Below are 16104 nucleotides of genomic sequence, written 5' to 3'. Positions count from 1 at the left end.
GGCTATTTCCCCGTCCAGTTCCCCGGACGTTTCTCGACGAATGCCGCCATGCCTTCCTTCTGGTCGGCGCTGCCGAACAGGCCGTGGAACAGGCGGCGTTCGAACTGGACGCCCTGCGCCAGGCCCGTCTCGAACGCTGCGTTGACCATTTCCTTGTTCGCCAGCACCGCGAGCGGGGCCATCGAGGCGATCGTCGCGGCGGACTTGAGCGCTTCGTCAAGCAGTTCGGCGGCGGGAATGACGCGGCTGACGAGGCCGGCGCGCTCCGACTCTTCCGCGCCCATCATGCGGCCGGTGAGGCACATTTCCATCGCCTTGGCCTTGCCCACCGCGCGGGTCAGGCGCTGCGACCCGCCCATGCCGGGGGCGACGGCGAGCTTGATCTCCGGCTGACCGAACTTGGCGGTATCGGCGGCGAGGATGAAGTCGCACATCATCGCCAGCTCGCATCCGCCGCCCAGCGCGAAGCCGGAGACGGCGGCGATGATCGGCTTGCGCGTGCGGGTAAACTGGTCCCAGCCGGCGAAGAAATTGTGGCCGTACATGTCGGCAAAGCCCTGCGCCTGCATCTCCTTGATATCCGCGCCCGCCGCGAACGCCTTTTCGCTGCCGGTGAGGACGGCGCAGCCCTGTGACGGGTCGGCGTCGAACGCGGCGAAGGCGTCGAGCAATTCGGACAGGACTTCGCTGTTGAGCGCGTTGAGTGCCTGCGGTCGGTTGAGCGTCACCAACGTGACGGCGCCGCGCTGTTCGACGAGGATTGTGTTGTAGGTCATTTCGTTTCCTTCTGCTCCCCTCCCGCTTGCGGGAGGGGTCGGGGGAGGGCCTGTAACTCAAACGACGTCCGGGAGGACAGGCCCTCCCCAAGCCCCTCCCCCAAGCGGCAGGGGAGTTAAGCTGGACTCCACGCCTCATCCTCGGGCAGCGGCGCGAAGATCTGGTCGATCAGATGGTCGCTGACCCCCTCCGGCGTGGCGGGGTCCCAGCGCGGGTGATTGTCCTTGTCGATGATGAGCGCGCGCACGCCCTCGATGAAGTCATGGCGCTGCACGACGCGCGTGGCGACCGCATATTCCTGCCGCATCTCATCCTCGAAGGTTTGCATGGACGCGCCGTCGAGCAGAAGCTTGAGGCTGACCTTCATCGACTGCGGCGATTTGCCGGCGATGGTGGCGCGTTGCTGCATCGCCCATTCGCCCGGATCGGCTTCGAGCGCGGCGATGATGTCTTCGAGATGATCGCGCGCGAACAGCCGGTCGATATCCTCTCGGTGGGCGAGGATGCGGGCGTCAGGGACAGGCGTGGCCAAGTCGGCCAGCACCGCTTCGATCGTCTGCGGGTCGGCCAGAATGCGCCCCTTGGCATCGTACAGTCGGTCCGACGGGAGATAATGTGTGGCGAGGCCCAGCGCGACGCACTCCGCGCCGTCGATCCGATGGCCGGTGACCGCGAGATACTGGCCGACGCGACCCGGCAGACGCGACAGATACCATCCGCCGCCGACATCGGGGAACAGGCCGATACCGGTCTCCGGCATCGCGAACTTCGTGTTCTCCGTCGCAACCCGGAACCGCGCGGGCTGGCTCAGGCCGACGCCGCCGCCCATCGTGATCCCGTCCATGAACGCGACGATCGGCTTCACGAAGGTGAACAGCGCGTGGTTCATCTGATATTCGACGCGGAAGAAGTCCCGCGCCGCTGCGCCATCGTCCGCACCGCTGGTGGCCAGCATGCGGATGTCGCCGCCCGCGCAGAAGCCGCGACCCTCGGCATGATCGATCATTACCGCCTCGACCGCCGTGTCGCTGCGCCATGCGGTCAGCGCGTCGAGGATCGCGGCGCACACGCCGGTGTTGAGCGCATGGATGGCCTTGGGCCGGTTGAGCCGGATGCGGCCGACCTTGCCCTCGACCGAAATCAGGACGTCTTCGCTCATTGCCGCGTCAGCTCCCGCCCGACGATCATCCGCATCACCTGATTGGTCCCCTCAAGGATCGAATGGACGCGCAGGTCGCGCCAGAAGCGTTCGATCGGGTAGTCCATCAGATAGCCATAGCCGCCATGCAGCTGCAGCGCGCGGTCGACCACGGCCGATCCGGTGTCGGTCGCGAAACGCTTGGCCATCGCGGCGAACTTGGTCTTGTCGGGGGCGTTGGCGGTGACCTTGGCGGCGGCGAGGTATAGCAAAGCGCGGGCTGCCTCCAGCTCGGTCGCCATGTCGGCAAGGGTGAACTGGGTGTTCTGGAACTCGGCCACGGCGGTGCCGAACTGCTTGCGATCTTTTGTATAGACAATTGCCTCGTCGAGGCAGCGCTGCGCCCCGCCGAGCGAGCAGGCGCCGATGTTGAGGCGACCGCCGTCGAGGCCCATCATCGCGATGCGGAACCCCTCGCCCTCGCCGCCGATCAGATTTTCGGCGGGGACGCGGACATTGTCGAACATCACCTGTCGCGTCGGCTGGGCATGCCAGCCGAGCTTGCGCTCGTTCGCGCCGAAGCTGACGCCGGGCATGTCCTTTTCGATGGCGAGGCAGGAAATACCCTTGGGTCCATCGACGCCGGTGCGGACCATCGTCACGTACAGCTCATTCTCGCCCGCGCCAGAGATAAACTGCTTCGACCCGTTGACGATGAAGTGGTCGCCGTCGCGCTTCGCCGTGGTCTTGAGCGCAGCAGCGTCGGAGCCCGAGGACGGCTCGGTCAGGCAGTAGCTCGCCAGCCAGTCGGCGGTGACGAGGCGGGGCAGATACTTGTCCTTCACCCCCTGCGACCCAAAGCGGTCGATCATCCATGCGGCCATATTGTGGATCGAGATGAACGCGCTGGTCGCGGGACAGCCATAGGCCATCGCCTCCATGATCAGCGCTGACTCGAGCCGGCCAAGGCCGATCCCGCCGCTTTCCTCGCTGACGTAGATTGCGCCAAAGCCGAGCTCTGCGGCAGCCTTCACCGTGTCGCGCGGGAAGATGTGCTTCTCGTCCCACTCCGCCGCATGCGGGGTGATCGCGTCGGCGGTGAAGCGCTGCGCCATCTCCTGAATCGCGCGCTGGTCGTCGGTGAGGTCGAATTGCTGGTCGGTCATATCGGTCCGTTTCTCAAACAAATTCAGGGCGCGGGGGTTTCGCCGAGCACCCGCCGCGCAAACAGCGGATTGGCGATGCGCAGGTCGTTGCGCTCGTACCAACGCGGCGCGGGGAGGCCCTTTTCCCAGGCCAGTGCCTCGATCAACGTGCCCTGAGCGTGCGGGGTGTCGGGCGCGGCGTCGCGGAGCGGGTCGGCATAGGCTTCGTCGGCGGAGATGATGGTCCAGCCCTTTGCCTTCAGCCCCCGGACCAGATCGCCGATGAACAGGGCGGCGATGTCGGTTTCGTGGAGCAGCATGACATGCGCGGGGGAGCGGCCGAGCGTCCTGACCGCGAGCGCGTCATAGAACTCCGCCGCCTCGACATGGCTTTCGACATAGAGGTCGCGCAGCGCCTTCATGTCGATCGTCTTGCCCGCCTGTCTCGCGGCGATGGTCAGGCTTTCGATGTTCCAGTCCGACGATTCCGCGGTGACGTATCCGTTAATGAGGCCGCGCGCCTTCAGTCCCGCACGGATCGCGTCGCGCTTCACCTTGTCCTTGCCGCCCTCGTCGAGGAACGGGAAGCGGAACCAAGGGCGGTAACCGGGACGCGCTTTCAGCCAAGCTTCGGCGCGGTCGAGATCGGCGAGATAGGCGTCGGCGTCAGTACTGCCGAGCCTGGGATGCGACCAGCTGTGATTGGCAAGGACATGGCCCGCTTTCACATAGCGGTCGAGATTGGCCGCGCCGTCGCCATGACCGGGCTTGCCGATATTGCCGGGGTTCACGAAGAACACCGCCTGTTTGAGGCCGGCCCGCTTCAACGCGGCGGTCAGCTTCTTTGCCCGCGCATCGGGATCGAGGAACGCTCCCGCCCCGCGCGGCGCGTCGTCGAAGCTCAATGCGATCCGCTTCTGCGCAGCAGCGGGAAGCGCGAGCAGCAGGCAGGCGAGCAGGGCTGCGACGATCCTCACTGGACGGCCGCGCCCTGCATCACCTGCGCCTCGAAAAGCCGGTCGGCGGTGGGGCCGTCGGTGCGGTCGTACCAGCGCGTGCCTTCGATCCCCTTTTCCCACGCCAGCATCTGGATGCGGGTGCCGTTGGCGAAATCGACCTGTGGCGTGCGGCGCGCGATCGGGTCGTCGAACGCCTCGTCGGCGGTGACGATGGTCCAGCCCGCCTTGCGCAGCCCGGCGACCATGTCGGCCAGAAACAATGCGGCAAGGTCGGTTTCGTGGAGCAGCAGCACCTGTGCCGGATGCCGCCCGGTGGCACGCACGGCCAGTTGGTCGGCGAACTCTGCCGCACCCACGTGAGTCTCGACATACAGATCGCGCAGCCGCGCCATGTCGATCACCCGCCCCGCACGCTTCGCCTCTATCGTCAGCCGCTCCATGTTCCAGTCATAGCCATCGGCGGTGACATAGCCGTTGATCAGTCCCCGCGCGGTCAGCCCGTCGCGCACTGCCTGTGCCTTCACCCGATTGCTCCCGCCCTCGTCGAGGAAGGGGAAGCGGAACCACGGACGATAGGTCGGGCGGGTGCGCAACCAGTCCTGCGAAGCGTCGATATCGGCAAGATAGCGTTCGGCACTGACCCGCGACAGGCCGGGATGGCTGCATGTGTGGTCGGCGATCACATGACCGGCGGTTTCATACGCGCGGACCAGCGCACCGTCGCGGTCGCTCTGCAGCCGGCACGGGTTGATAAAAAACGCCGCCTGCCGCACCCCCGCGGCCTGAAGCGCCGCGATCAGCTTCGGGCCGCGCTCCTCCAGCGTCAGGAACGCGCCCGCCCCGCGCGGCGTGTCGTCAAAGGTGATGGCGATGCGCTTGTCCACGCGCTCAGGCTCGCTCGCCGATAGCGCAAGCGGGGCCGCCCACGCGATGAAGGTGAGCGCCGCGACCGCCACGATAATCCGAAACAGCCAAACCAAGCCGCATCCCCCGCAGACACGGGGAGATGGTTAGCACGGCTGTAACCGATTCTCGAACCCGGCGGCGCATCCGCCTCATCCCATCGTGGGAATGACGAAGGCGTTGGCGGCGTCGCCCACCCCGCCGTCCGGCCAGCGCTGGGTGATCGTCTTCACCTTGGTGAAGAACTTGACCCCCTCCATGCCGTGCTGGTTGGTGTCGCCGAACGCGCTGCGCTTCCACCCGCCGAAGGTGTGGTAGGCGACCGGTACGGGGATCGGCACGTTGATGCCGACCATGCCGACATTGACCCGCGCCGCGAACTCGCGCGCGGCGTGACCGTTGCGGGTGAAGATCGCGACGCCATTGCCGTACTGATGGTCGCTCGGGAGGCGCAGTGCCTCCTCGAAGCTGTCGGCGCGGACCATCTGGAGCACCGGACCGAAAATCTCTTCCTGATAGGAGCGCATCTGCGGCGTCACGCGGTCGAACAGGGTCGGGCCGACGAAGAAGCCATCCTCATGCCCCTGCAGCGTGAAGCCGCGTCCGTCGACGACCAGTTCGGCGCCCTCGTCGACGCCCATCTGGATATAGCTTTCGATCTTCGCCTTGTGCGCGGCCGTGACCACCGGGCCGTAATGCGCCTCGGCATCGGTCGACACGCCGACGCGCAGCCCCTGAATCGCGGGCAGCAGCTTCTCGCGCAGTGCGATCGCGGTCTTCTCGCCCACCGGCACCACGACCGGCAGCGCCATGCACCGCTCGCCCGCCGAACCGAATGCGGCACCGGCAAGGTCGTTGACGACCTGATCGAGGTCGGCGTCAGGCATCACAATGCCGTGATTCTTCGCGCCGCCCATCGCCTGGACGCGCTTCCCCGCCTCGACCCCACGGCGATAGACATAATGCGCGATGTCGGACGAACCGACGAAGCTGACCGCCTTGATCTCGGGATGATCGAGGATCGCGTCGACCATCTCCTTGTCGCCCTGTACCACCTGAAGCACGCCGTCGGGCAGCCCGGCTTCCTGCATCAGTTCGGCGAGGCGCACCGGCACGCTGGGGTCGCGCTCGCTGGGCTTGAGGATGAAGGCGTTGCCGCACGCGATGGCGACGCCGAACATCCACATCGGAATCATCGCCGGGAAGTTGAACGGGGTGATGCCCGCGACAACGCCGAGCGGCTGACGCATCGAATAGACGTCGATGCCGGGGCCGGCGCCCTGGGTGTATTCGCCCTTCAGCACATGCGGGATGCCGCAGGCGAATTCGATCACTTCCAGCCCGCGCTGAATATCGCCCTTCGAATCCGCGATCACCTTGCCGTGCTCGGACGACAGCAGGTGGGCCAGTTCGTCCATATGCTTCTCGACCAGCGCCTTAAACGCGAACATCACGCGCGCGCGGCGTTGCGGGTTGGTCGCAGCCCATGCCGGCTGAGCGGCCAGCGCCTTCGCCATCGCAGCGTCGAGGTCGGCGGGGCTGCCCAGCGTCACCTGTGCCTGCACCGCGCCGCTATTGGGATCGAACACGTCCGAGCGGCGCGTGCCGGTGCCCGCACTGGCGCTGCCGCCGATGAAGTGGATGATCTCGCGCATTTGGACCTCTCCTATTTGGGCAGCGTGATGCACCTGCGCGCGGCGTGGCGGCAACCCATCGACATGCAGGGCATAGCTGCATATTTGCAGGTCATGGACTGGAGCGACCTGCCGATCTTCCTCGCGATTGCGCGCACGGGTCAGTTGGCCAAGGCCGCGCAGAGTCTGCAAATCGACGCGACCACGGCAGGGCGACGCCTCCGCCGCCTCGAACAGGCGGTCGGTGAGCGGCTGTTCGAACAGGGGCCGGACGGCCAGACGCTGACCCCGGCGGGCGAGCGGCTGCTGACCCATGCCCGCGCGATGGAGCGTGCCGCCGCCGCGATCGGTGAGCGGGAGGCGGGCGGGCCGGTGCGCGGCACGGTGCGGGTCAGCGTGTCGGAGGGGTTCGGCAGCTGGTTCGTCGGGCGGCATCTCGGCAGCCTGGCCGATGCGCATCCGGACCTATCGGTCGATCTGGTGGCGAGCAGTGGCTTCCTCAATCCGACACGGCGCGAGACCGATGTCGCGGTGCTGCTGGCGCGGCCACGGAGAGGTCCGCTGCTGACCCGCAAGCTCGCCGACTATGGACTGCGCCTCTATGCGTCGCACGACTATCTTGCAGTGCACGGCATGCCGACCGCTGCCGAGCAGCTGCGCGAGCATCGGCTGATCGGTTATGTCCCGGACATCCTTTACGCGCCCGAGTTGCGCTATCTCGACGAGATTCCTGGCGCACCTGCACCGCAACTGCGCTCGTCGAGCATCAATGCGCAGCACCGCATGACTGCGGCAGGAGCGGGGATCGCGGTGCTGCCCTGCTTCATCGGGGATGGCGATCCGGAACTGGAGCGCGTGCTGCCCGAACTCGCCATCCGGCGCAGCTTCTGGCTGGTGACGCATGAGGAGACGCGCCACTTCGCGCCGGTCGCGGCGTTCACCGACTGGCTCGGCGCTTTGGTCGCGCAGCATCGCGGCGAACTGACTGGATAGGCGAAAAGGCGCAGAAAACCGCCATTTGTCACGGAAGTGTCACGCCCGGCTAACACCGCATTTACCGTCCGCTCCCTATCAACAGCGTCATGTTTGCGCTTGCTGACCCCATCCCCGCCCCTTCCCCGACGACGACGCGGGACTGGCTGTCCACGGTCGAGCGCAATCCACCGTTCCTGCGCGAACACGACACGCTGTTCACCGCGACCGAAATGTTCCAGACCAATATGGAGCTGCGGCTGCTGCCCGTGGTCGATGCGAGCCACCGCGCGATCGGGGCGCTGTTCGAAAAGGATGTCCGCCGGCTGCTGCTCAACCCGTTCGGCCATGCGCTGATGCGCAACCCGGCCTATGGCAGCGCGATCGCGGCGCATATCCGCCCCTGTCCCGAGGCAGAGGTGGATCAGGATATCGGCGCGGTGCTTGACGCCTATCGCGCCGCCAGCGGGCAGGAAGGGATGATCCTGACGCATCGCGGACGGCTGTTCGCGGTGGTCGCCAATCGGCGCATCGTCAGCCTGGCGGTCGAACGCGAGCTGATTCATGCGCGCGGCCAGCTCCAGCGCTCGGCGCGGATCGAGGCGGCATCGGCGCGGTTCGAACGCCAGGCCGGGTCGCTCGCGACCACGCTGGCGGGCCTGTCGCAGCGGATCGGCAGCAACGCCAGCGCAACCGCGTCGCGCGCCGCCGATACCGGTGATCGCGCGGCGGCGGTCGCTTCGGCGGCGGCGCAGACCAGCATGAGCATGACCGGGATCGCCGATCGCGGGCGGCTGCTGGCGGACGCCTTTGCCGCGATCAACGACGACACCGCGCGGGCCAAGGCGGCGGCGGAGAATGCGGTGGGCCTGGTCGGCGAAGGCGGCGCGCGGATGCGCCAGCTGATCAAGTCCGCCGAATCGATCGACGCGGTCATCGCGCTGATCGGCGAAATCGCCGGGCAGGTGAATTTGCTCGCGCTCAACGCAACGATCGAGGCGGCACGCGCGGGCGAGGCGGGGCGCGGCTTCACCGTCGTGGCGAACGAGGTCAAGGCGCTGGCGACCCAGGCGGGCCATGCTGCGGGCCGCATCACCGCGCATGTCGCGGAATTGTGCAGCGGCATCGCGCAGGTCGCCGATGGCCATGGCGAGGTCGAACGCGCGATCGCGGCGATGGCGCGGCTGTGCGACACGGTCGAGGAAGCGGTCGCCACTCAGCGCGACACGACCCGCCTGATCGCGATGACGGTTGAGGAAACGGTCAGCGCCGGAGCAATGATCGCCGACGATGTCGATGCGATCGGGGGGACGGCCGGGTCGGCGACGCACAGCGCGCGCGAAATGGGTGGGCTGGCCGAACGGCTTCAGGCCGAGGCGGGGGCGCTGGATGCGGCGGTGCAGGGGTTTCTGACGGATTTGCGGGCGGCGTGAGTCCTTCACCCCGTTTGTGCCGAGCTTGTCGAAGCACCGTTCCTGCACGCGCTGATGTCGAGCTACGGCCCTTCGACAAGCTCAGGGCAAACGGCTGTTGGGACGCCCCCGCTAGCGTGCCGAAAAATGCTCTACTGCTTCTCCGATCACCTCGTAAACCCGCTCCAGATCGTCGTCCGAAACGCAATAGGGCGGCATGACGTAGACCGTGTTCCCAAGCGGCCGAAGCAGCACGTCGCGTTCGCGGAAAAACGCGGCGAGTTGCGGGCCGAGCGTGGACATATAGCTGCCCTCGGCCTGCTCGAACTCCATCGCGATAATCGTGCCGATCTGCCTGAGATTCGAGACTTTGCCGTGCAACGGCGCGCTGAGGTCGGTCTGCCGCAGTACCAGCCGTTCGATCCGCTCCAGCACCGGCTCGTCGCGCCAGATGGCGAGATTGGCGATCGCGGCGGCGCAGGCGATCGGGTTCGCCGTATAGCTCGACGAGTGGAAGAACATCCGTGACCGATCCTCGCTCAGATGCGAGGCGAAAATCTCCTCGGTCGCCAGTGTCACCGCGAGCGGGAGCGATCCGCCGGTCAGCCCCTTGGACAGGCACAGCAGGTCAGGCACGATCTGCGCCCATTCGCACGCGAGCAGCGCGCCAGTGCGGCCCCAGCCGGTCATCACCTCGTCTGCGATGAACAGCACGCCATGCGCCGCGCAGATCTCGCGCATCGCGCGCAGCACGCCGAGCAAATAGATGCGCATCCCCCCGGCGCCCAGGATCATTGGCTCGACGATCAGCGCGGCGGGCGGCGGCGATTGCGCGCAATACTCTTCCAGCGCCGCCATCGTCAGCGCCTCTTTGCCGCGCTCCGGAAAGGGAATGACGTCGACATCGAACAGCAGCGGCGCATAGCTCTTGTTGAACACCCCGCGCGCGCCGACCGACATGCCGCCGACCGTGTCGCCGTGATAGCTGCCCTCCATCACGATGATCCGCGACCGATCCTCGCCGCGATTGGCGAAATGGCCGAGCGCCATCTTGAGCGCGACCTCGACGCTGGTCGATCCGCTGTCGGAGAAGAACACTTTGGTCAGCGCGGGCGGCATCATCGCCACCAGATCGCGCGCCAGCGTCTCGGCGGGCTCGTGCGTCCAGCCGGCGAAGATCAACTGGTCGAGCTTCTCGCTCTGCGCGCGGATCGCCGCCATGATGCGCGGATGGCAATGGCCGTGCGTCGTCACCCACCAGGACGAGATCGCGTCGATCACGCGGCGGCCATCGGCGGTATGTAGGATCGCGCCCTCGGCATGGGTGACCAGCGGCGCCGGCTCATTGAGGCCGTGCTGGGTGAAGGGGTGCCAGACGGGGGAGGTCATGCGATTGCTCCCAGGTCGAGGGTCGCGGCGGCGGCGCGCAGGGTATCGGGGGTCAGCGAGTCGAGCCGTGGCAGCCGCCCGAGCGACGCCACGCCGCCGATGGCGCAGATCGTCGCCTGACTGTCGGCCACCTCGTCGCCGGAGAAGAGAATGCCCGCGATCGGCACATCGCGCGCGCGCAGTACCTCGATCGTCATCAGGCTGTGGCTGATCGTGCCGAGCGCGGTCCGCGCGACGATCACCACCGGCAGTCCCCAGTGCGCAAACAGGTCTGCATAGAGCAGGTCACGGGTCACCGGGACCAGCGCGCCCCCGCCCCTTCGATCACCACCCGCCCCGGCGGCGGGGTGAGGTGCGCGGGATCGATGGTGACGCCGTCGATCTCGGCGGCACGGTGCGGGGAACAGGGCGTTTCGAGGAAATAGGCTTCGGGGACCGTCTCCACGCCCGCAAGCCGCGCCACGGCCTCACGGTCGCTTTCCTCCTCCCGCCCCGCCTGGATCGGCTTCCAATAGGATGCGCCCAGCCGCAGCGCGAGCGCAGCGGACGCGACGGTCTTGCCAACGCCGGTATCGGTGCCGGTGACGACGATCATGCCAGCGCCACCGCCAGCGCGTCGACATCGTCAGGCGTTACGTTGAGCGTCACCGCGATGCGCAATCGCGCGGTGCCGGGCGCGACGGTCGGCGGACGGATGCCGCGAACGTCGAATCCCTTTGCCTGTAGGGCGGCGGCGCGGGCCATCGTCCGTGCGTCCTCGCCGATAATCAGCGGCATGACCTGCGTCCCCGTCGCGGTGACGCCATGCGGGGCGAGCGTGGCTTCGGCGTGCGCGATGAGCGCGTGGAGCCGGGTACGGCGTTCCGGCTCTTCCGCAACGATGCGCAGCGCGGCGCGGACGGCGCTGGCCAGCAGCGGCGAAGGCGCGGTCGAGAAGATGAAGGGCCGCGCGCGGTTGATAAGGAAATCGATCAGCACCTGCGAGCCGGTAACCAGCGCGCCTTGGCAGCCCAAAGCCTTGCCACAGGTGTGGAGTGCGATGACATTGTCCGCACCCTCCAGCTCTTCGGCGAGACCGCGCCCATTCGCACCCCAAACACCGGTCGCATGCGCCTCATCGACCAGCAACATGGCGTCATGCCGCGCCGCCACCTCGGCCAGTTCAACCACGGGCGCGCAATCGCCATCCATCGAATAGAGCGTTTCGAATGCGATCCACGGCGTCCCCGTCCCGCCCCCAGCGCGCCAGGCGCGGATCGCGTCGTCCACCGCCAGCGCATCATTATGCCCCGCCGCGACCGACGGCGCGCGCGCGAGGCGCAGGCCGTCATGCATGCTTGCGTGGATCATGGCGTCATGGACGATCAGGTCGCCCAGCTGGGGCAACGTCGACAGCAATGCGACATTGGCGGCAAAGCCATTGGCGAAATAGAGGCACGCCTCAGCGCCGAACAGCGCGGCGGCCTCCACCTCCAGCGCTGCGATCTCGGGGTCGTTGCCGCGTAAGAGGCGCGACCCGCCCGACCCGACCGCGACGCCGCGATCAAGTGCTTCGCTGACCGAAGCGCGGAGGCGCGGATCGCTCGCGAGCCCCAGATAGTCGTTCGACGCGAAATCGATTCCCGCGCGCGGCGTCAGCGACCGCAACCGCCCCGCCGCATCCAGCCGGTCGAGGTCGTCGCGATGGAAGGTCGTACTCATGCCTCTCCCGCGCGGGCGAGCAGCGCCTGTGCCTGCTTCAAATGCGGCGCATCGATCATCTTGCCGTCGAGCTGGAGCGCCCCTGCACCGGGATTGGCGGCGAAGGCCGCGACCACCGCCTTGGCATGCGCAATGGCGGCTTCGGACGGGGTGAAGGCGGCGTTGATCACCGGCACCTGCGCCGGGTGGATCGCCATCATGCCGGTAAAGCCGTCACGCATCGCCCGCGCGCAATAGGCCTCCAGCCCCTCAAGGTCGCGGAAATCGGGATAGACGGTCTCGATCGGCGCGACCCCGGCGGCGTGCGCGCCGAACAGCGTCAGGCCACGGATCATCTCATAGGGCGGGGTGTAGCGCCCGTCCGCCTCGCGCGAGGATTGCGCGCCGATCGCCGCGGGCAGGTCCTCTGCGCCCCAGGTGATCCCGGCGAGGCGCGGTGAGCAGCCGGCATAGCTGCCCAGGCCAAAGATCGCGGCGGGCGTTTCGGTCGCGATCGGCAGGATGCGCGCGGCCACGCCAGCGAGCATCGCATCGAGCGCCGCCACATCTTGCCCGCTCGCCGATTTGGGCAGCACGATGCCATCCGCCCCGCGCGCGGCGGCCAGATCATCCTGCGTCATCCCGCTGTCGAGCGGGTTGATGCGGACCCAGAGCGCCGGGCCGCTGTGCTGTTTAGCAAGGAACGCCGCCACCGCCGCGCGCGCGTCGCCCTTGCGCTCCGGCGTCACCGAATCCTCAAGGTCCAGGATCAGCGCATCGGCACCGCTGGCCAGCGCCTTTTCCATCCGGTCGGGCCGGTCACCGGGGACGAACAACAGCGAACGCAGGCGCATCGGATTTCCTCTCTCTTGCCCCGCGCCATGCCTTTGCTGCGCGCCAACGGCAAGGGTGGCCTCAATCCTCCCCCGGCGGGGGAGGATGATTAGGCCTCGGACGCATGAAGCGGACTGGCTGCAATCGACCCGGTTGCGGATGTTGGCGTTCAAGCCCCAAAATTGGCTGCGTCGAAACGCTTCTCGACCTTACCATGCTTGTCCGGTCGGTATTCGTATCGATCCACCGAGTAGTCTCGCACTTTCTTACTCCGGTCGGCACGTAGTGAGGAAAAAAGTCGATCCGATTGGGACTCTGAAATATCTAGGTAGAGACAGCATGCAACCTTCCACCTAACTCGCCAGCTTTCATGCTCCGCAAGTTCATCCCAAAGCACCTGGGCTGCCGGGTGTTCCTGTATCACCTTGCGCATCCAGTTTGCTGTATTCTGCCAAACGCCGGACCCACCCTCGATCATCGCAACCCGCGCGGTTACTATAAAATCCTGGATGCCCCCGCTTCCCTCCTTTATATCATGGACGGCGTCGATTACGGGGAAGAGGAGCCGTTGCTGAGTTTCCTCGCGGACAAACTTGGCAGCATGCGATTTCTCTCGCTCGCGACCGATAGTCCACATGCTCTCACTCGCCTAAATTGAGCAATGATGATATACGTCAATCGACCGCTTTCCACCCAATTCACGTCGGGTAGTCACCGTTCTGAAAGCGGTCGTCTGTAGTCTCCCCCTACCGCACCGGCCGTTTCTCCAGCTTTCGCGCCAGCGTCCGTCGGTGCATCCCCAGCCGCCGTGCGGCTTCGGAGATGTTGAAGTCGGTCTCGACCAACGTCTGGTGGATATGCTCCCACTCCACCGTCTTGATCGATGAGGTGCGGCCATCGACCGGGGCGTCGACATCGCCGTCGACGCGCGCGAACGCGGCCTCGATATCGTCGGTGTTCGACGGCTTGGCGAGATAGTGGTTCGCGCCCAGCTTGATCGCCTCTACTGCGGTCGCGATGCTGGCGAAGCCGGTGAGGACGACGATCTTCATCTCCGCATCGCTCGCCCGCAGCGTCTGCACGCACGCCAGCCCCGACGCGCCGCCGAGCTTCAGGTCGACCACCGCGAAATCCGGCGCGTGGTCGGCCAGCAACGCTGCCAGCTCGTCATGGTTCGCCGCCCACAGCACGGTGTAGTCGCGCCGCTCGAACGAGCGTTTGAGCGTCCGGGCAAACGCCTCGTCATCCTCGACGATGATCAGCAGCCGCGCGCTCATCGCGGTGCCGCCATCGCCAGCGCTGCGAGCGGCAGGACGATCCGCACCCGCGCGCCGCCGTCGAGCCGGTTCTCCGCGCTCGCCTCCCCGCCCAGCTTGCGCAGGACGTTGACCAGCAGGAAGAGGCCGAGCCCGCCGCCAGGCTTGCCCTTCGTCGAGCGATAGGGTTGGCCGAAGGTCTCGAGGATCTCCGGCACAAAGCCCGGCCCACGATCGGCGATGTCGAGCACCAGCGCCTCGCCCTCGCGCGATACGGTGAGGGCGACCCGGCCCGGTGACACCTCGATCGCATTGTCGATGACGTTGCCGACCACCTGACGCAGCGCAGGATCGGAGACGATGGTCACGTCCGCGCCGAAATGGTCGTGGAAATCGAGCGTGCCGGGCAGCAGGCTGGCGCGATAGTCGGCGACAATCTCGGTCAGGAAGCGGCGCACGCTGGTCACTTCGGGGGCGACGCCGCGCGCCTCGCCCGCCGACATCAGGATGCCGCTGACGATCGCCTTGCAGCGCTGGACCGCGCCGTCCATCTCGGCCAGCTCCTCCTGCAACTCCGCATCGCCCTTCAGGCGCGGCATCGTCCGCCAGTCGCCGATCGCGACCGACAGCAGCGACAGCGGCGTCCCCAGCTCATGCGCCGCGCCCGACGCGAGCAGGCCCATGCGGACGATATGATCCTCCTCCGCCGCGCGCTGGCGGACGGCGGCGAGCGCGGCGTCGTGGCTGCGCAAATTGCGGCTGATCTGGCCGATAAAGACCACCAGCAGCACGGCGATCAGCACGAAGCAGACGAACCCGCCGAACAGGTAGAGGTTGACCGGATCGACCGGCAGATTGGCCGGTAGCACCAGAGGCGTCGGATCGAGCGACAGGATGCCGAGCGCGATCAGCGTCGCGGCGACGATCGTCCAAGGGTAATGCGGCCGCAACAGCACCGCGCCGAGCACGATGTGCAGCAGGAACAAAGCCGCGAACGGATTGGTGATCCCGCCCGACAGGCTGAGCTGCACGGTCAGCGCCCCCACATCGAACAGCAGGGCCGCAGCGAGCGCGCCGTCGCTGAACCGCGCCCCGCTGGCGATCAGCACATGGCTGGCGATGTTGAGCGCGGCGAGCGTCGCGGTAGACATGAGCAGCTGCGTCATCGGCAGGTCGATGCCGAGCGCGACCTGCACCACCGCGACCGTCACCAGCTGTCCGCCCACCGCCAACCAGCGCAATTGCGTGAGCAGCAGCATGTTGCGCCGCCCCGCATCCGCCGGCTGAAAGGCGGGCTCAAGGATCTGCCGGTTCACGCGCCCTTGTTGGGCGCTACCGCCGCGTTGCGCAACACCAGCCAGATGGCGCCCAGCGACAGCAATGCCAGCGCGAACCACGTCAGCGCATAACCCAGATGATTGTCTGAAAAGCGCAGCACGGTCAGCCCGCCGCGCGGCCACCCGCCCGGATTGGGCGCGGCGTCGGCGTCGATGAAATAGGGCGCGGGGTTGTTCAGCCCGCGCGCGGCGGCGATCGCGGCGACATCGCGCGAATACCAATTGTCCGCTGCGGGATCGTTGCTGCGCAGGAAGCCGCCGCCCGGTTCGGTCACGCGCAGCAGGCCGGTGACGGTGACCTGCCCTGCCGCATTTCCCGCCGCGCGGCTGGCGGCGTCGCGCCGGTCGGGGGGCACGAAGCCGCGATTGACCAGCACGGTGAAGCGCCCGGTATCGAGCGGGGTGACGACCCAGTATCCGCTGCCCAGATCGCTGACCGCGCGCACCAACGTCTCGCGGTCGTGCAGGAACCGGCCCGTCACCCGGACGCGGCGATAGGCGTCCGCTTCGGCGCTGACCGCAACACCCGGAGCCGGGGCAGCGACCGGCGCGGCGGTGCTGCGCGTTGCGACCGCGTCGATCAGCGCGTGCTTCCACGCCCGCCGCTCGACCTGCCAGATGCCGAGCGCCACGAACCCGGCGGCGAGCATCAGCAGCAGCGCCGCAGG

The 16104-nt window shown here is 67.2% G+C and carries 15 protein-coding genes and 1 pseudogene; 3 read left to right on the top strand and 13 right to left on the bottom strand.

Features of this window, described 5'->3' with window-relative positions; all coding sequences use genetic code 11:
* Nucleotides 1-2: 2 nt before the first annotated feature.
* From LRS08_RS15830 to LRS08_RS15805, 6 genes are all read right to left on the bottom strand, one after another.
* Nucleotides 3-776: an enoyl-CoA hydratase gene (locus LRS08_RS15830; RefSeq protein WP_257842790.1), complete on the bottom strand. Its 774-nt coding sequence runs from the start codon at nucleotides 774-776 to the stop codon at nucleotides 3-5.
* Nucleotides 777-892: 116 nt separating this feature from the next.
* Nucleotides 893-1936 carry an enoyl-CoA hydratase/isomerase family protein gene (locus tag LRS08_RS15825; RefSeq protein WP_257842791.1) on the bottom strand — a complete coding sequence of 348 codons (1044 nt, stop codon included), beginning with the start codon at nucleotides 1934-1936 and terminating at the stop codon, nucleotides 893-895.
* Entirely contained in the window at nucleotides 1933-3081 is a 1149-nt protein-coding gene (locus LRS08_RS15820; RefSeq protein WP_257842792.1) for an acyl-CoA dehydrogenase family protein, read from the bottom strand. The genes LRS08_RS15825 and LRS08_RS15820 overlap by 4 nt, the downstream gene beginning before the upstream one ends.
* A 23-nt stretch (nucleotides 3082-3104) precedes the next feature.
* Nucleotides 3105-4037 (bottom strand): polysaccharide deacetylase family protein, encoded by a 933-nt coding sequence (locus LRS08_RS15815; protein WP_257842793.1) that lies wholly within the window; start codon nucleotides 4035-4037, stop codon nucleotides 3105-3107.
* Nucleotides 4034-4999, bottom strand: coding sequence for a polysaccharide deacetylase family protein (locus LRS08_RS15810; RefSeq protein WP_257842794.1), 966 nt, complete (start codon nucleotides 4997-4999; stop codon nucleotides 4034-4036). Before LRS08_RS15810 ends, LRS08_RS15815 begins: the two co-directional genes overlap by 4 nt.
* A gap of 75 nt (nucleotides 5000-5074) precedes the next feature.
* A complete protein-coding gene (locus LRS08_RS15805; protein ID WP_257842795.1) occupies nucleotides 5075-6577 on the bottom strand; it encodes a CoA-acylating methylmalonate-semialdehyde dehydrogenase in 1503 nt (500 codons plus the stop codon).
* A 93-nt stretch (nucleotides 6578-6670) separates the two neighbouring features.
* Between LRS08_RS15805 and LRS08_RS15800 the strand changes: the two genes are divergently transcribed.
* Entirely contained in the window at nucleotides 6671-7549 is an 879-nt protein-coding gene (locus LRS08_RS15800; RefSeq protein ID WP_257845394.1) for a LysR family transcriptional regulator, read from the top strand.
* 89 nt (nucleotides 7550-7638) lie between these two features.
* Entirely contained in the window at nucleotides 7639-8961 is a 1323-nt protein-coding gene (locus tag LRS08_RS15795) for a methyl-accepting chemotaxis protein (protein WP_257842797.1), read from the top strand.
* 111 nt (nucleotides 8962-9072) lie between these two features.
* Here LRS08_RS15795 and LRS08_RS15790 read toward each other — a convergent pair whose 3' ends face one another.
* From LRS08_RS15790 to LRS08_RS15775, 4 genes and pseudogenes are all read right to left on the bottom strand, one after another.
* Complete coding sequence (locus LRS08_RS15790; RefSeq protein ID WP_260480937.1) at nucleotides 9073-10329, bottom strand: adenosylmethionine--8-amino-7-oxononanoate transaminase; 1257 nt, start codon at nucleotides 10327-10329, stop codon at nucleotides 9073-9075.
* A pseudogene (gene bioD, locus LRS08_RS15785) lies at nucleotides 10326-10924 on the bottom strand (dethiobiotin synthase). Before bioD ends, LRS08_RS15790 begins: the two are co-directional and overlap by 4 nt.
* Nucleotides 10921-12030, bottom strand: coding sequence for an 8-amino-7-oxononanoate synthase (locus LRS08_RS15780; protein ID WP_257842798.1), 1110 nt, complete (start codon nucleotides 12028-12030; stop codon nucleotides 10921-10923). The pseudogene bioD and the gene LRS08_RS15780 overlap by 4 nt, the downstream one beginning before the upstream one ends.
* Nucleotides 12027-12863, bottom strand: a complete 837-nt coding sequence (locus LRS08_RS15775) for a CoA ester lyase (RefSeq protein ID WP_257842799.1) — start codon at nucleotides 12861-12863, stop codon at nucleotides 12027-12029. The genes LRS08_RS15780 and LRS08_RS15775 overlap by 4 nt, the downstream gene beginning before the upstream one ends.
* 350 nt (nucleotides 12864-13213) lie before the next feature.
* Between LRS08_RS15775 and LRS08_RS15770 the strand changes: the two genes are divergently transcribed.
* Nucleotides 13214-13501 (top strand): hypothetical protein, encoded by a 288-nt coding sequence (locus LRS08_RS15770; protein ID WP_257842800.1) that lies wholly within the window; start codon nucleotides 13214-13216, stop codon nucleotides 13499-13501.
* Between the two features lie 88 nt (nucleotides 13502-13589).
* Here the strand turns inward: LRS08_RS15770 and LRS08_RS15765 are convergent, their stop codons facing one another.
* The 3 genes from LRS08_RS15765 to LRS08_RS15755 are packed head-to-tail and all read right to left on the bottom strand — an operon-like array spanning nucleotide 13590 to nucleotide 16086.
* Nucleotides 13590-14120, bottom strand: coding sequence for a response regulator transcription factor (locus LRS08_RS15765; RefSeq protein ID WP_257842801.1), 531 nt, complete (start codon nucleotides 14118-14120; stop codon nucleotides 13590-13592).
* The gene (locus LRS08_RS15760; RefSeq protein WP_308222946.1) at nucleotides 14117-15415 is read right to left on the bottom strand and encodes an ATP-binding protein; all 1299 of its coding nucleotides are present in this window, start codon (nucleotides 15413-15415) and stop codon (nucleotides 14117-14119) included. Before LRS08_RS15760 ends, LRS08_RS15765 begins: the two co-directional genes overlap by 4 nt.
* Nucleotides 15412-16086, bottom strand: a complete 675-nt coding sequence (locus LRS08_RS15755; protein WP_260481692.1) for an SURF1 family protein — start codon at nucleotides 16084-16086, stop codon at nucleotides 15412-15414. The genes LRS08_RS15760 and LRS08_RS15755 overlap by 4 nt, the downstream gene beginning before the upstream one ends.
* Nucleotides 16087-16104 lie beyond the last annotated feature (18 nt).

Origin of the sequence: Sphingomonas sp. J315, from assembly GCF_024666595.1 — a bacterium.
Classification (GTDB): domain Bacteria; phylum Pseudomonadota; class Alphaproteobacteria; order Sphingomonadales; family Sphingomonadaceae; genus Sphingomonas.
This window is presented reverse-complemented; position numbering and strand designations above follow the sequence as displayed.